Below are 14,166 nucleotides of genomic sequence, written 5' to 3'. Positions count from 1 at the left end.
CTTTCACCAATCAAGATGAAGCGATATCAGCCCTTGGCAGCCGCAGCCACCTCGGCGGCGAAGTCGGACTCTTCCTTCTCGACCCCTTCGCCGAGCAGGAGGCGAACCATGCCGGTGACCTCGATGGGAGCCCCGACTTCCTTCTCGGCTTCCTTGACGGCAGCGCCAACGGTGAGGTCCGGATTGATGACGAAGGCCTGCGAGAGAAGGGCCACTTCCTCGAAGAACTTGCGCATGCGACCTTCAACCATCTTCTCGATGATGGCGTCCGGCTTGCCGGATTCACGAGCCTGCTCGATGAAGACGTTCTTTTCGCGCTCGGCTACGGCCGCATCGACTTCCTCGGCACGGATGGCGAGCGGAGCAGTCGCCGCGACATGCATTGCGATCTGGCGGCCAATGGCGTTCAGGGCGTCCTTGTTGCCGGTCGACTTGAGCGCGACGAGAACGCCAAGCTTGCCGAGGTTGTCGGCAGCCGCATTGTGGATGTAGGTGGCGACAACGCCGTCCTCGACCGACAGGAGGGCCGAGCGGCGCAGGCTCATGTTCTCGCCGATGGTGGCGATGGCGTCCTTGATGGTGTCCGTGACCGACTTGCCGGAGGCCGGGTAGGTGGCGGCGCCGACGGCCTCGACCGAACCGTCAGTCGAGAGTGCAACCTGCGCAACACCGCGGACGAGGTCCTGGAAGGCATCGTTGCGGGCAACGAAGTCAGTCTCGGAGTTGACCTCGACGACGACTGCCTTGGTGCCTGCGCTGGAGATGCCGATCAGGCCTTCTGCAGCGGTACGGCCCGACTTCTTGTCGGCCTTGGCGATGCCCTTGGCGCGCAGCCAGTCGATCGCGGCTTCCATGTCACCATTGTTTTCAGCAAGTGCCTTCTTGCAGTCCATCATCCCTGCGCCGGACTTTTCGCGCAGTTCCTTCACCATGGCGGCTGTGATTTCGGTCATTGTGTGCCTCTTGTTTGCAAGATCGCCTCAGCCGGAAGAACGTCGGCCAGGGCAGCGTTGGGGACGAATGTACCCGTAAGTATGACAGGGTCATGAAGACCATCTTCGGGGAGGAACGCCTCGACCCGAAGCTGGGAGGCGGCAAGGACGCCGCCTCCCGCTTGATCAGGCCTGAGCCTCGGCTTCGGCTTCGCCTTCCAGCGCAGGCTCGACCGGAGCTTCGGCGGAGGCGCCGAGATCACGGCCGGAAGCGCCCTGCTGGCGTGCGATGCCGTCGATGGCGGCGCGTGCGATCAGGTCGCAGTAGAGAGCGATGGCGCGCGAAGCGTCGTCGTTGCCCGGGATCGGGTAGTCGATCAGGTCAGGATCGCAGTTGGAGTCGATGATGGCGACGACCGGGATGCCCAGGCGCTTCGCTTCGTCGATGGCGATCTTTTCCTTGTTCGTGTCGATGATGAACATCAGGTCCGGCGTGCCGCCCATGTCGCGGATACCGCCGAGAGCCTTGTCAAGCTTCTCGCGCTCACGCTCCAGGTTCAGGCGCTCCTTCTTCGTGAAGCCCGAGGCTTCCGAAGCGAGGATCTCGTCGAGCTTACGCAGGCGGGCGATCGAGTTCGAGATCGTCTTCCAGTTCGTCATCATGCCGCCGAGCCAGCGGGAGTTGACGTAGTACTGGGCCGAACGCTTGGCGCTGTCGGCGATCAGTTCAGACGCCTGACGCTTGGTGCCGACGAACAGAACGCGGCCGCCACGAGCAACGGTGTCCGAAATGACCTGCAGGGCGCGCGAGAGCATCGGCACGGTCTGTGCGAGGTCGATGATGTGGATGTTCGAACGATCGCCGAAGATGTACGGCTTCATCTTCGGGTTCCAGCGGTGGGTCTGGTGGCCGAAGTGAACACCAGCTTCCAGAAGCTGGCGCATGCTGAAATCAGGCAATGCCATGCCTTTTTCTCCTTTTCCGGTTGAACCTCCGCAAGGCGAACAGCACCCTCTTCGAGGATGCCACCGGCAGAATGGCCCGGATTTCTCCCGGACAATCCCATGCCTTACGTGTGGAATGGAGGTGCGCATACAGCCGATCCCGCGAAAAGGCAAGGGTCCGACCGGAAATTCACGGGGAGCGGTTTCGGCTCAATAGGTTTCGGTGACGTGCTGCTTCATTTCGGCGAGCACAGAATCCTCGTCCTCGGGCCCGATGCGGTGGATGTCGTGGATAACGAACCTGCCATCCTCGTCCATCACATCGAAATGAACCTCGTTGACGCTCTCGCGCAACTCCGGCTGGTCCAGGCATCGCCACAGCTTGAAGGTCACCTTGACGCGAGTGATCCCCTGCTGTTGTGAGCCCGTGGTAACGACGACATCCTCCAGCGGGCAGCCATCCTGGGAGGCGGTGACCACGTCATAGCCGAACGGATCGCCAGGGCTGCCGTCATCCGTATCATATGCCGGCCGCTTCGATGCTTCGGCATAGGCCGCCTGGAACTGCCGGCTGAACAGTCGGCCGAGTGGCTCCTGATCAAAGAGGTAGACCCACTCACCGTCGGTGCTCGACCAGTTCCGCTCCGTAATGGCCATGACCTCGCGGACGGGATCGGTTGCATCCGCGGCAAACGCCGTCCAAGCAATCGAGATACAGGCTGAAACCAGGAGGATTTTGCGCATGAGGTCCGTCCGGTGATTCCCGGTTGCGATCATCCGTCATCGCCGCGGTTCATTGCAACGGCTTCCGCGACCAAAGTAGACGCCGCAGGATGACGAAAAGGACATCTCGCGACCGCCTATGGCTTTGCGTTCTGGACCTTGGATGCTATAGCGCAGCCCACATTCTTGTCCAAAACTGCCGGGAATTGCTCCCTGCCAGCATTCGAAGAGGAATCCATGCAAAAGATCAAGGTAGCCAATCCGGTCGTCGATCTCGACGGCGACGAGATGACCCGCATCATCTGGCAGTTCATCAAGGACAAGCTGATCCTGCCCTACCTCGATCTCGACATCGAGTACTACGACCTCTCGGTCCAGAACCGCGATGCCACCGACGACCAGGTGACCGTCGATGCCGCGCACGCGATCAAGAAGCATGGCGTTGGCATCAAGTGCGCGACCATCACGCCGGACGAAGGCCGCGTCGAGGAGTTCGGGCTGAAGAAGATGTGGAAGAGCCCGAACGGCACGATCCGCAATATCCTCGGCGGCGTCATCTTCCGCGAGCCGATCATCATGAAGAACGTGCCGCGCCTGGTGCCCGGCTGGACGCAGCCGATCATCGTCGGCCGCCACGCCTTCGGCGACCAGTACCGCGCCACCGACTTCAAGTTCCCCGGCAAGGGCAAGCTGACGATCAAGTTCGTCGGCGAGGATGGCCAGACGATCGAGCATGACGTCTTCGACGCCCCGTCTTCCGGCGTCGCCATGGCGATGTACAACCTCGACGATTCGATCCGTGACTTCGCCCGCGCTTCGCTGAACTACGCCCTGGATGCGCGGCGTCCCCTGCTACCTGTCGACGAAGAACACCATCCTGAAAGCCTATGACGGCCGCTTCAAGGACATCTTCCAGGAGATCTACGACGCCGAGTTCAAGGCGCAGTACGAAGCCAAGAAGATCTGGTACGAGCACCGCCTGATCGACGACATGGTCGCGGCCGCCCTGAAGTGGTCCGGCGGCTATGTCTGGGCCTGCAAGAACTACGACGGCGACGTGCAGTCCGACATCGTCGCGCAGGGCTTCGGGTCGCTCGGCCTGATGACCTCGGTGCTGATGACCCCGGATGGCCAGACGGTGGAGGCGGAAGCCGCCCACGGTACCGTCACCCGTCACTACCGCCAGCACCAGAAGGGCCAGGAGACCTCGACGAACTCGATCGCCTCCATCTTCGCATGGACCCGGGGCCTCGCCCACCGCGCCAAGCTGGACGACAATGCCGAACTCGCACGCTTCGCCGCGACGCTCGAGCGCGTCTGCATCGAGACGGTCGAATCCGGCTTCATGACCAAGGACCTGGCACTGCTCATCGGCCCGGACCAGCCGTGGCTCTCGACGACCGCGTTCCTCGACAAGATCGACGATAACCTCAAGAAGGCCATGGCCGCCTGATCGATCCTTCGGATTTCAGGAGCTTTGACGGCGGGATCAGTTCCCGCCGTCTTCTTTTTTGCCTGGAGCGGATTGATATCTGGCAACCGCGCGACTAGAACATACGGTGAACGGAGGAAGTGGCAATGTCAGATGAACTCATTCTCTATACCAATCCCATGTCACGCGGGCGGATTGCCCGGTGGATGCTGGAAGAGGTCGGCATTCCCTACCGCCGGGAGGTGCTGACCTTCGGCGGCACGATGAAGGCACCGGACTATCTGCGCCTTAATCCGATGGGAAAGGTCCCAACCCTGGTTCATGGTGACAGTATCGTGACGGAATGCCCGGCCATATGCGCATATCTGGCGGATGCCTTCCCGCAAGCAGGGCTAGCGCCGCCGCAAAGGGAGCGGGCCGACTATTATCGCTGGCTCTTCTTCGCGGCCGGCCCGCTGGAGGCGGCTGTCAGCAATCGTGCCGTCGGCTTCCAGGTCCCTGAGGATCGTCGTGCCATGATCGGATACGGGAGTTATGCGGAGGTCATCGAGACGCTCGAAAATGTGCTCACCGACCGCAGCTACATCGCCGGCAGCAGCTTCACGGCGGCCGACGTCTATGTCGGCTCGCACCTGATGTGGGGCATGCAGTTCGGTTCGATCGACAAGAGGCCAGCGTTCGAGGCCTATGTTCGCCACCTTCACGATCGGCCGGCGCATTTGCGGGCGACCGAACTGGACGATGCCGACATGAAGGAAGTGCAGGCGGGCTGACGCGGCGGCCGGGCGGCGAGGGCTTGCGGACCTGTCAGGCTGCCAGGCCCGGCGCCTCATAGCCGGTCCGCTCGACATATTCCCGGTAGCCGCCGTCATAGCGTTGAACGCCATCGGCCGAGATCTCCAGCACCCGGTTGGAGAGCTCGGACAGGAAGTGCCGGTCATGGCTGACGAAGAGCATGGTGCCTTCGTACTCGGAGAGGGCCCTGATCAGCATTTCCTTGGTGTCGAGGTCGAGGTGGTTGGTCGGTTCGTCGAGAACGAGGAAGTTCGGCGGATCGAACAGCATGGCCGCCATGACGAGCCGCGCCTTCTCACCTCCGGAAAGCACCCGGCATTTCTTCTCCACATCGTCGCCTGAAAAGCCGAAGCAGCCGGCAAGCGTGCGCAGCGTGCCCTGCCCGGCCCTCGGAAACTCCGATTCGAGCCATTCGAAGACCGTCTGCTCGCCATCCAGCAGATCCATGGCGTGCTGCGCGAAATAGCCCAGCTTCACGCTGGCGCCGACCGTGACCGAACCCTGATCTGGCTCAGTCGAGCCGGCGATCAGCTTCAGCAGCGTCGACTTCCCCGCACCGTTGACGCCCATGATGCACCAGCGCTCCTTGCGGCGGATCATGAAGTCCAGACCCTCATAGATCGTCCGGCTTCCATAGGCCTTGTGCACGCCCTTGAGGCTTGCAACATCCTCTCCGGAACGTGGCGCCGGCTGAAACTCGAACGCGACCGACTGACGCCGGCGCGGCGGCTCAACCCGCTCGATCTTGTCCAGCTTTTTCACCCGGCTCTGCACCTGCGCGGCGTGGCTGGCGCGCGCCTTGAAGCGCTCGATGAACTTGATCTCCTTGGCGAGCATGGCCTGCTGGCGCTCGAACTGCGCCTGCTGCTGCTTCTCGTTCTGTGCCCGCTGCTGCTCATAGAAGCCATAGTCGCCGGCATAGGTGCTCAACGAGCCGGCATCGATCTCGATGATCTTGTTGACGATGCGGTTCATGAACTCGCGGTCGTGCGAGGTCATCAGCAGCGCCCCCTCGTAGGCCTTGAGGAACTGCTCCAGCCAGATCAGGCTTTCCAGATCGAGGTGGTTGGAGGGCTCGTCGAGCAGCATGACGTCCGGGCGCATCAGAAGGATGCGGGCGAGCGCGACACGCATTTTCCAGCCGCCGGAGAGCTTGCCCACGTCGCCTTCCATCATCTCCTGGCTAAAGGACAGACCGGCGAGGACCTCCCGGGCACGGCTTTCCAGCCCGTAGCCGTCGAGTTCCTCGTACCGCGCCTGCACCTCGCCGTAGCGTTCGATGATGGCGTCCATCTCGTCCATACGATCCGGATCGACCATGGCGGCTTCGAGTTCCCGCAGTTCCGCGGCAACGGTGCTGACCGGACCGGCGCCGTTCATCACCTCGGTCACGGCGCTGACGCCGGACATCTCGCCGACGTCCTGGTTGAAATAGCCGATCGTGACATTCTTCTCGACGGCGACCTGCCCTTCGTCCGGGCTCTCCTGGCCGGTGATCATGCGAAACAGCGTCGTCTTGCCGGCACCGTTCGGGCCGACCAGGCCGATCTTCTCGCCACGGTTAAGGGCCGCCGAGGCATCAATGTAGAGGATGCGGTGGCTATTCGACTTGCTGATGTTCTCGATGCGGATCATGGCGGCACAACTTCGGGAGGGACAATAAAAAAGCCGGATCGTTGCCGACCCGGCTTCTGCATCCATGCTAAACGAAGATTATTCGGCGCTGTCGTCAGCCGCCTTCTTCTTCGGAGCGGCCTTCTTCTTCGGAGCCGGAGCTTCTTCGGAAGCGGCCTCAGCAGCCTCATCCTTGGCAGCGGCCTTCTTCTTCGGCGCAGCCTTCTTCTTGGCAGGCTTCTCAGCGGCTTCGGAGCCTTCCTCGTCGTCCGCCAGCAGCTCTTCCTTGGAAACCTTCTTGTCGGTCACGTCGACTTCCGCCAGCAGCTTGTCGACGACCTTCTCTTCGAAGATCGGTGCGCGCAGCGAGGCAGAGGCACCCGGCGTGTTGCGGAAGTATTCCAGGATTTCCTTCTGCTGGCCCGGGAACTGCTGCAGCTGGGCGAAGAGCGCACGCTGCATTTCTTCCTCCGTCACCTCGACGCCACCCTTCTCGCCGATCTCGGAGAGAACGAGGCCAAGGCGGACACGACGCTCGGCAAGCTTGCGATATTCTTCGCGTGCTTCTTCCTCGGTGGTATCCTCGTCTTCGAAGGTCTTGCCGGACTGGGCGAGATCGGTGTTGATCTGGCGCCAGATGTTTTCAAACTCGGCGTCGACGAGGCCCTGCGGCGTGTCGAACTTGTACATCTCGTCCAGCTGGTCGAGGATCTGGCGCTTCACCTTCTGACGGGTGACATTGCCGTACTGACCCTCGATCTGGCCACGGACGATTTCCTTGAGCTTGTCGAGCGACTCAATGCCGAGCTTGGAGGCGAGTTCGTCGTTCAGCTCCAGATCGGCCGGGGCAGCCACTTCCTTGATGGTGACGTCGAAGGTGGCTTCCTTGCCAGCCAGATTCGCAGCCGGATAATCAGCCGGGAACGATACGGTGATGGTCTTCTCATCGCCGGCCTTGACGCCAACCAGCTGGTCTTCGAAGCCCGGAATGAAGCGGCCGGAGCCGAGGACCAGTTCGGCATCCTCTGCAGCGCCGCCATCGAAGGCTTCGCCGTCGACCTTGCCGAGGTAGTTCATCGTGACGCGGTCGCCATTGGCGGCCTTGCCCTTCTTGGCTTCGTAGGTGCGGGCGCTTTCGGCGATCTTGAGGATCTGCTCGTTGACCTCGTCGTCGGACACATCGACGACCTCACGCACGACCTTGATGCCATCCGTCGGCTTCAGTTCGATCGGCGGGATGACTTCATAGGACAGAGTGAATTCGAAATCGGCCTGGGCGCTGAGGATCTTCTCGGCTTCGGCCTCGTCTTCCGTCATGGTGACGGACGGCTGGGTAGCGGACTTCTCGCCACGCTCGGACAGAATCTTGGTCGGGCGCTCGCGAACGATCTCGTTGACGAGTTCCGCCATGATCGACTTGCCATACATCTTCTTCAGATGGGCGACCGGCACCTTGCCCGGACGGAAGCCGTTGATGCGGACCTTGTCCTTGGCTTCGGCGAGGCGCACGTTCATCTGCGCTTCCATGTCCTTGGCCGGAATGACAACCTTGATTTCGCGCTTCAGCCCTTCAGCGAGCGTTTCGGTAACCTGCATTTTAAAACCTTCATATCGTGGCGGCGGTGCTCAGACAGCCGTTGGTTTTCGATGAGCACGACGCCGGAACCTGAGTGACCGGCCGCGACTTCTGGAACGCTGATCTCTAGCCGCTGACGGCTCCCGATCCTGCTCCTGCGGCTCTGGTGCGGGTAGAGAGACTTGAACTCCCACGCCTTGCGGCACCAGAACCTAAATCTGGCGTGTCTACCAATTTCACCATACCCGCGCTCCCGCCGCGCAAAAATCCCCGCAAGGAGGCTTTCGGAGCGCGCGTCTCTATATCACCCGTTTTTTCCGGCGCAAAGGGAAAATGAGAGCTTGCACCATGCGGAGTTGGCTGCGGAGAGATCGTCTTGTCTCCTGTCGCGCAGGCATCATTTACCTTTTCTTAACCATCTGCATATAAGGTATTCCTAATTCGATGACGCATCCTTTCGGAACAAGCCTTGCCTCTATCCGTTTGGTTCGCGATCTCACCATTCGGCGGCGCTCCTCCTCCTCGCGTGCCGCCGGAGACTGGCGCCTCCTCCTCGACTGCCAGTCCTGCAAATAGCGCCTGCCGAATCCTCCCCCGGCAGGCGCTATTTTTTTCAAGCTCCACCTGTCCAATCGTTAATCAAACGTTCACGAGCAGAGCCACGGGTAATGCGTGTGGCGCATAGGTGGAATACCAACTTGCGACTGTTAGCTCTTCGCAGTGCAGCATATATTACGCTCATCAGATTTGGCTGGCGCTTGAGTGCCGGCAACCACCAAAATATGAGGCAGACCATGAACATCGCACGCAAACTCAACAACTGGCGCAAGTACCGCGAGACCGTCAACGAACTCGACCGCATGAGCGATCGTGAACTCCACGATCTCGGCATCGGCCGCAGCGACATCCGTCGCGTTGCACGGAGCGCTGTCGGCTTCTAACGAAGGCGATCACCGAGCATTCAAAACGCCCTGCTTGCAGGGCGTTTTTTGTTTCTTAGGCTCTGTTGTATCTCTCGAATTCTGCCCACTGAAGCGGCATCGCCTGCTTCTTCATCAACCTCCTGCTTAAACGCATGGCAGTCGCCCAATTTCTGCACTGCACAATCTAATTATTCGCGCGTATAAGTTCCTCATCGCCGGCAGCGACCGGCTTGAACACCGAGGAAACATCATGAACCCGATCCGCCTTGCCAAGAACTGGCTCAGCTATCGTCGCACGATCAGCGAACTGGGCGGCCTGTCCAATCAGGCGCTCAATGACATCGGCCTGACCCGCTACGACATCCGCCACGTTGCCGCCCGCTCCTTCCGCTAGTCGGAACAGAATGCGCTGAGCCAACTGGCGACGAGACGACTTTCGCAAAGGCACCTGATCGGGTGCCTTTTTCGATTCCGCCCCCGGCTAACGCGTGATAAGAGCGCGCCATGACCGATAAGACCGTTTCACCCATCCACGTCATCGGCGGCGGGCTCGCAGGCTCGGAAGCCGCGTGGCAGATCGCCCAGTCCGGAATCCCCGTCACTCTGCACGAAATGCGCGGCGTGCGCGGCACCGACGCCCACAAGACCGATGGCCTTGCCGAACTGGTCTGCTCCAATTCCTTCCGCTCCGACGACGCGACATCCAATGCGGTCGGCGTCATTCACGCGGAGATGCGCCTTGCCGGCTCGCTGATCATGGCCTGTGCCGATCGCAACCAGGTGCCGGCGGGCGGCGCGCTGGCGGTGGATCGTGACGGTTTCTCCGACGCCGTCACCAAGGCAATCTCCGAACACCCGCTGATCACGATCGTTCGTGAGGAAGTCCAGGGACTTCCGCCGGCGGAATGGGATCTTGCCATCCTCGCGACCGGCCCCCTCACCTCGCCCGCGCTCGCGGCTGCGATCCAGGCGGAGACGGGCGAGGATTCGCTTGCCTTCTTCGATGCCATCGCGCCGATCGTCTACCGCGAATCCATCAACATGGACATCTGCTGGTACCAGTCCCGTTACGACAAGATGGGGCCCGGCGGGACCGGCAAGGACTACATCAACTGCCCGATGGACGAAGCGCAGTACAATGCCTTCATCGATGCGCTTGTCGCTGGCGACACCACGGGTTTCAAGGAATGGGAAGGCACACCCTATTTCGACGGCTGCCTGCCGATCGAGGTCATGGCCGAGCGGGGACGCGAGACGCTACGGCACGGGCCGATGAAGCCGATGGGGCTGACGAACGCCCACAATCCGACAGTCAAGCCCTATGCAGTCGTGCAGCTCCGCCAGGACAATGCGCTCGGTACGCTCTACAACATGGTCGGCTTCCAGACCAAGCTCAAGTACGGCGCCCAGGCGGAGATCTTCCGGATGATCCCGGGACTGGAGAACGCCGAGTTCGCCCGGCTTGGAGGTCTCCACCGAAACACCTACATAAACTCACCAATGTTCCTAGACGGAACGCTTTCGCTCAAGAGCCGCCCCGGCCTGCGGTTTGCGGGACAGGTTACCGGCTGCGAAGGCTATGTGGAGAGCGCCGCTATTGGCCTGCTGGCGGGACGCTTCGCTGCGGCCGAGAGGAAGGGAGTTGCCCTGGCACCGCCGCCGGCCACAACAGCTTTCGGAGCCTTGCTTGGCCATATCACCGGCGGGCACCTCGTTTCGCACGACGAGCCCGGCAAGCGCTCCTTCCAGCCGATGAACATCAATTTCGGCCTTTTCCCTGAACTGGAGCCGGGTTCGATCGCCAAGCCGGAAGGCGTCAAACGCTTCCGCGGCAAGGACAAGGCGATCATGAAGAAGCAGTTGATGGCCGCGCGCGCCCTGAGGGACTGTGCCGCCTGGCTCGGTCTCGATACAGAGGAGAATCAGGCCCCGTCTTCGGCTACGTCTTTGTCGGCGGAACTGACATAGTTCCCCAGCAGCCATAGCGAGACTTCCGCTGCCTCGGCTTCGGTCCTGAAGGTGAACAGGCCGTCATTGGCCGGTGCGTCAAGGAATTCGGCGCGGAAGCTTCTGGCATCTTCCTGTCCCTGGACCCGCACGCGTCCGGGCTTGATGAGGTGGCAGGCGTAATGCTTGGTATGGCTGCGCATGATACCGGTCTTGCCGTCATGGAGCCGGACGAAGACGGCCCTTCCGTCTGCCGTGGCATGGATCTCCCGAATGGCCTCGTTGGGGAAGGCGCGGCCGAATTCGAGCAGGGCGAAGCCGAAGTCGTGCAGGCCATCCTCTGAATCGTCGCGCCTTGCCATGCGCGTTGCATAGTATGCAAAGAGCGCGATCAACACGAAGATGATCGACCAGACGATGACAGAATTCACGTCGTCACTCCCTGAGGCTAGAGACATGTTCCCGGTAAATGGCCAGCCTTGCGCGAATGTTGGCGCGGCCGTCAGAAACGCTGCAGGAACTGCGCCTTGACCATGCGCAACTGGCGGCGCCATTGTGCCGGCGGCTCATTCTTCTCGAGCAGGGCGGCACCATGTCGGCCCGCATCCCGCAGTACCGGCTCGGCAAGGGAGACGGGGAGATAGGCGGGAAACAGTTGCCTGGGAACCCGACCGGCAGCGCGGGCCTTTGTCAGGTGCTCCAGGCCAAGACCGGCAAAGGCATCGATTGCAGCTGCGATCCGATCGCGCTCCTGCCCCGCAAGGAACGCGTCACGGTCGAGACCGGTGGCGGCGAGTATGTCCAGCGGGATATAGAGCTGTCCTCGCCGGCGGTGCAGCGGCATGAGAAGAAGAAGCCCGGCGATGGCCTGCGCCACCCCGCCATGGCCTGCCGCATGCGCTGTCTGTGCCGCGTCCGCAGGCGCCAGCACGAGGCTCGCCAGCTGGATCAGAGCCGATGCGGTTTCGCCGGCATAGCCTTCCATTTCGTTACGGGTGGGGAATGGGTCATTGTAGAGATCGCCGATCCGCGCATCGATCATTGCGAGGAACGTGTCCCTCGGCAGCCGATGCTCTTCGATCGCGGCAAGCAGGGCGGTAGCAACCGGATTGCCGCCGGGATCGCCGTGCGCGGTTCCTTCTAAGAGGTCACGCCACCACTGAAGTCGAATCTCGCCGGGCAGAGCCTCATGCACCACGTCCCGTACCCGGGCGATCGCCGCATTGAAGGCATAGAGTGCGGCAAGCGCTCCCCGCTTTTCCTCGGGAGACAGAAGGCAAGCGAGATATCGGTCGCGATCCGTATCGCGTAGCGTCGAAAGCACTATATCGGGTTCCGAAGCCACCGCGCCTCACACCGCGATCAGGGCGGCTGCGACAGCCCGCGATTCCGAAAGCATGACATTGTAGGTCCGCACGGCGGCTCCGGTACTCATCGGATCGGAGGCGATACCACGCGCCTTCAGCGCAGATTTCAGCTGTTGCGGCAGCGGTCTCAGCTCGCGGCCGGTACCAACAAGCAGAACCTCTATGTCCGCCGCTTCCTCCAGGACCCTCGCAAGCGCCTCGCTCGTCAACGGCTGGCCTTCCTCGAAGTCCCAGCCGTGAATGCCGGACGGCAGGCAGAGCAGCGAGCCGCGATGGGACATGTCCGCAAACCGGAAACCGCCATTGCCATAGGCATCGATCGGCGCCCGGCCCGGGAAATGGGCAGCCCGGATTTCAATTCCCTTTGGCACCGGTTCGTGCCTCCTTAGGTTCTCCGCCAGGCGGAGGAGCGGCGCGCCGGAGGCACGCCGCATGAGGCATCAGGATGCGGCCGCGTCGGTCTTGACCGGCTCACCCTTTACCCGCACTTCGGCGACATAGGCGCGCAGTGCGCGAACCTTGACGCCCTCGGCGATTTCCACCTCGACCTCGTTGTCATCCACCACCTTGGTGACCTTGCCCGCAATGCCGCCGCCGAGCACGACGTTGTCGCCGCGACGAATGTTGGACAGCATTTCCTGGCGCTTCTTCATCTGCGCGCGCTGCGGACGGATCAGGAAGAAATACCAGACCACCATCAGCGGTGCGAAGAGGAAGAGCATTTCGAGGCCGGACCCGAAGGCCGACGGGGCTGCACCTTCGGCCTGGGCAAATGCTTCAGTGATGAACATCGAGTACTCCATGATTGTCAGGAGCCCAATGCCCCCCTTTTTTGCAAGTGGCCGGAATATAATTGGGCCCACCCTGAATGCAACAAAAACAGGCTGCTTCGCGTACCAAATCCACGACTGGCTGGCTTTTGCGCGTTGTCGCTGCATGCTAACCGCTCGCCAAGGATGTTGAGCCGAGAAACAGGAGGGAGGATGCCGTGACCGAGGAACTCAATCAGCGCCTGCTTGCGGAGGTATCGCGCCTCGCCGACGCGCTGGAGCGGCTTGCCGGCCCGCCGCCCGCAGCCAAGGACTGGTCCTCGGCCGACTGCTTCGTGTGGGTGCCCGCCAACCAGCGGCTGCAGCCTGTGCCCCGCCCGAACCGTGTGGCACTGTCGCTGATCCGCGGCGTCGACCACGTGCGCGACATCCTGCACGAGAATACGCTCCGCTTCGCTGAAGGCTACCCTGCAAACAACGTACTGCTCTGGGGTGCGCGCGGAATGGGCAAGTCGTCGTTGGTGAAGGCGGTGCATGAGGACGTCCGCGCCACCACTGATACGGCGCTGAAGCTCGTCGAGGTCCACCGCGAGGACATTGCATCCCTGCCCCTCCTCCTCGACATCCTCAAGGCATCGGACCAGCGGGCTATCGTCTTCTGCGACGACCTTTCCTTCGATCATGACGATACCGCCTATAAGTCCCTGAAGGCGGCTCTGGACGGGGGCATCGAAGGCCGCCCGGACAATGTCCTCTTCTACGCGACTTCGAACCGCCGCCATCTGCTGCCGCGCCACATGATGGAAAACGAGCAATCGACGGCAATCAATCCATCAGAGGCCGTCGAGGAAAAGGTTTCGCTGTCGGATCGGTTCGGGCTGTGGCTCGGCTTCCACAAGTGCAGTCAAGACGACTACCTGACGATGATCGACGGCTATGCCGACTATTTCCGTTTACCGCTCAAGCGCGAGGCGCTTCACCACGAGGCCCTTGAATGGGCCACGACCCGCGGCGGACGCTCCGGACGTGTCGCCTGGCAGTATATTCAGGATCTGGCGGGCCGGTTGCGGCTGCCGCTCGAGCGCAGATAACGAAAAGCCCGGACGAGCCGGGCTTTTCCGCTTTCCCTGATACGCAATACT

General features: G+C 61.7%; 14 protein-coding genes, 1 tRNA gene and 1 pseudogene. 6 read left to right on the top strand and 10 right to left on the bottom strand.

The genetic code is table 11. From position 1 onward, the window contains the following. Positions 1-26: 26 nt before the first annotated feature. The 3 genes from tsf to NT26_RS07645 form a co-directional block, all read right to left on the bottom strand. The gene (gene tsf / locus NT26_RS07655; protein WP_052638220.1) at positions 27-953 is read right to left on the bottom strand and encodes a translation elongation factor Ts; all 927 of its coding nucleotides are present in this window, start codon (positions 951-953) and stop codon (positions 27-29) included. 165 nt (positions 954-1,118) lie between these two features. Beyond that, on the bottom strand, positions 1,119-1,898 hold the full coding sequence (gene rpsB, locus NT26_RS07650) for a 30S ribosomal protein S2 (RefSeq protein WP_052638219.1): 780 nt from the start codon (positions 1,896-1,898) through the stop codon (positions 1,119-1,121). A gap of 189 nt (positions 1,899-2,087) precedes the next feature. After that, entirely contained in the window at positions 2,088-2,621 is a 534-nt protein-coding gene (locus NT26_RS07645) for a hypothetical protein (protein WP_052641951.1), read from the bottom strand. Positions 2,622-2,837: 216 nt separating this feature from the next. Here NT26_RS07645 and NT26_RS07640 point away from each other — a divergent pair. Both NT26_RS07640 and NT26_RS07635 read left to right on the top strand, forming a co-directional pair. Beyond that, positions 2,838-4,053: pseudogene (locus NT26_RS07640) on the top strand (NADP-dependent isocitrate dehydrogenase). 125 nt (positions 4,054-4,178) lie between these two features. Continuing rightward, positions 4,179-4,805 (top strand): glutathione S-transferase family protein, encoded by a 627-nt coding sequence (locus tag NT26_RS07635; RefSeq protein ID WP_052638218.1) that lies wholly within the window; start codon positions 4,179-4,181, stop codon positions 4,803-4,805. Between the two features lie 34 nt (positions 4,806-4,839). On the opposite strand, the gene NT26_RS07630 is transcribed toward NT26_RS07635, so the two are convergent. From NT26_RS07630 to NT26_RS07620, 3 genes are all read right to left on the bottom strand, one after another. Next, positions 4,840-6,462 carry an ABC-F family ATP-binding cassette domain-containing protein gene (locus tag NT26_RS07630; protein ID WP_052638217.1) on the bottom strand — a complete coding sequence of 541 codons (1,623 nt, stop codon included), beginning with the start codon at positions 6,460-6,462 and terminating at the stop codon, positions 4,840-4,842. Between the two features lie 78 nt (positions 6,463-6,540). Further along, positions 6,541-8,037 carry a trigger factor gene (gene tig, locus NT26_RS07625; protein ID WP_052638216.1) on the bottom strand — a complete coding sequence of 499 codons (1,497 nt, stop codon included), beginning with the start codon at positions 8,035-8,037 and terminating at the stop codon, positions 6,541-6,543. 144 nt (positions 8,038-8,181) lie between these two features. Beyond that, a tRNA-Leu gene (locus NT26_RS07620) sits at positions 8,182-8,266 on the bottom strand. 545 nt (positions 8,267-8,811) lie between these two features. On the opposite strand from NT26_RS07620, the gene NT26_RS22155 reads away from it, so the two are divergent. The 3 genes from NT26_RS22155 to trmFO all read left to right on the top strand — a co-directional run bounded on the left by NT26_RS22155 (position 8,812) and on the right by trmFO (position 10,908). After that, positions 8,812-8,958, top strand: coding sequence for a DUF1127 domain-containing protein (locus NT26_RS22155; protein WP_065814521.1), 147 nt, complete (start codon positions 8,812-8,814; stop codon positions 8,956-8,958). Positions 8,959-9,190: 232 nt separating this feature from the next. Further along, the gene (locus NT26_RS22150) at positions 9,191-9,334 is read left to right on the top strand and encodes a DUF1127 domain-containing protein (RefSeq protein WP_065814520.1); all 144 of its coding nucleotides are present in this window, start codon (positions 9,191-9,193) and stop codon (positions 9,332-9,334) included. 110 nt (positions 9,335-9,444) lie between these two features. Further along, positions 9,445-10,908 carry a methylenetetrahydrofolate--tRNA-(uracil(54)-C(5))-methyltransferase (FADH(2)-oxidizing) TrmFO gene (gene trmFO, locus NT26_RS07615; RefSeq protein WP_052638215.1) on the top strand — a complete coding sequence of 488 codons (1,464 nt, stop codon included), beginning with the start codon at positions 9,445-9,447 and terminating at the stop codon, positions 10,906-10,908. On the opposite strand, the gene NT26_RS07610 is transcribed toward trmFO, so the two are convergent. From NT26_RS07610 to yajC, 4 genes are all read right to left on the bottom strand, one after another. Further along, positions 10,863-11,318 (bottom strand): hypothetical protein, encoded by a 456-nt coding sequence (locus tag NT26_RS07610; protein WP_244467678.1) that lies wholly within the window; start codon positions 11,316-11,318, stop codon positions 10,863-10,865. The two genes, trmFO and NT26_RS07610, sit on opposite strands and share 46 nt — an antisense overlap. Positions 11,319-11,389: 71 nt before the next feature. Next, a complete protein-coding gene (locus tag NT26_RS07605; RefSeq protein ID WP_052638213.1) occupies positions 11,390-12,232 on the bottom strand; it encodes a phytoene/squalene synthase family protein in 843 nt (280 codons plus the stop codon). A gap of 6 nt (positions 12,233-12,238) precedes the next feature. Then, entirely contained in the window at positions 12,239-12,625 is a 387-nt protein-coding gene (locus NT26_RS07600; RefSeq protein ID WP_052641949.1) for an Mth938-like domain-containing protein, read from the bottom strand. Between the two features lie 69 nt (positions 12,626-12,694). Next, positions 12,695-13,045, bottom strand: a complete 351-nt coding sequence (yajC, locus tag NT26_RS07595) for a preprotein translocase subunit YajC (protein ID WP_052638212.1) — start codon at positions 13,043-13,045, stop codon at positions 12,695-12,697. A gap of 197 nt (positions 13,046-13,242) precedes the next feature. On the opposite strand from yajC, the gene NT26_RS07590 reads away from it, so the two are divergent. Further along, positions 13,243-14,115 (top strand): ATP-binding protein, encoded by an 873-nt coding sequence (locus tag NT26_RS07590; protein WP_052638211.1) that lies wholly within the window; start codon positions 13,243-13,245, stop codon positions 14,113-14,115. Positions 14,116-14,166: the final 51 nt, after the last annotated feature.

Source organism: Pseudorhizobium banfieldiae, from assembly GCF_000967425.1.
GTDB lineage: Bacteria > Pseudomonadota > Alphaproteobacteria > Rhizobiales > Rhizobiaceae > Neorhizobium > Neorhizobium banfieldiae.
Note: the sequence above shows the minus strand (reverse complement) of the source record. Positions and strands in the feature narration are given on the sequence as shown.

Excerpts from the sequence above, each read along its gene's own strand:
- NT26_RS07630 (WP_052638217.1), bottom strand. The coding sequence starts at position 6,462 with ATGATCCGCATCGAGAACATCAGCAAGTCGAATAGCCACCGCATCCTC.
- NT26_RS22155 (WP_065814521.1), top strand. The coding sequence starts at position 8,812 with ATGAACATCGCACGCAAACTCAACAACTGGCGCAAGTACCGCGAGACC.
- NT26_RS22150 (WP_065814520.1), top strand. The coding sequence starts at position 9,191 with ATGAACCCGATCCGCCTTGCCAAGAACTGGCTCAGCTATCGTCGCACG.
- trmFO (WP_052638215.1), top strand. The coding sequence starts at position 9,445 with ATGACCGATAAGACCGTTTCACCCATCCACGTCATCGGCGGCGGGCTC.
- tig (WP_052638216.1), bottom strand. The coding sequence starts at position 8,037 with ATGCAGGTTACCGAAACGCTCGCTGAAGGGCTGAAGCGCGAAATCAAG.
- NT26_RS07645 (WP_052641951.1), bottom strand. The coding sequence starts at position 2,621 with ATGCGCAAAATCCTCCTGGTTTCAGCCTGTATCTCGATTGCTTGGACG.
- rpsB (WP_052638219.1), bottom strand. The coding sequence starts at position 1,898 with ATGGCATTGCCTGATTTCAGCATGCGCCAGCTTCTGGAAGCTGGTGTT.
- yajC (WP_052638212.1), bottom strand. The coding sequence starts at position 13,045 with ATGTTCATCACTGAAGCATTTGCCCAGGCCGAAGGTGCAGCCCCGTCG.
- NT26_RS07635 (WP_052638218.1), top strand. The coding sequence starts at position 4,179 with ATGTCAGATGAACTCATTCTCTATACCAATCCCATGTCACGCGGGCGG.
- tsf (WP_052638220.1), bottom strand. The coding sequence starts at position 953 with ATGACCGAAATCACAGCCGCCATGGTGAAGGAACTGCGCGAAAAGTCC.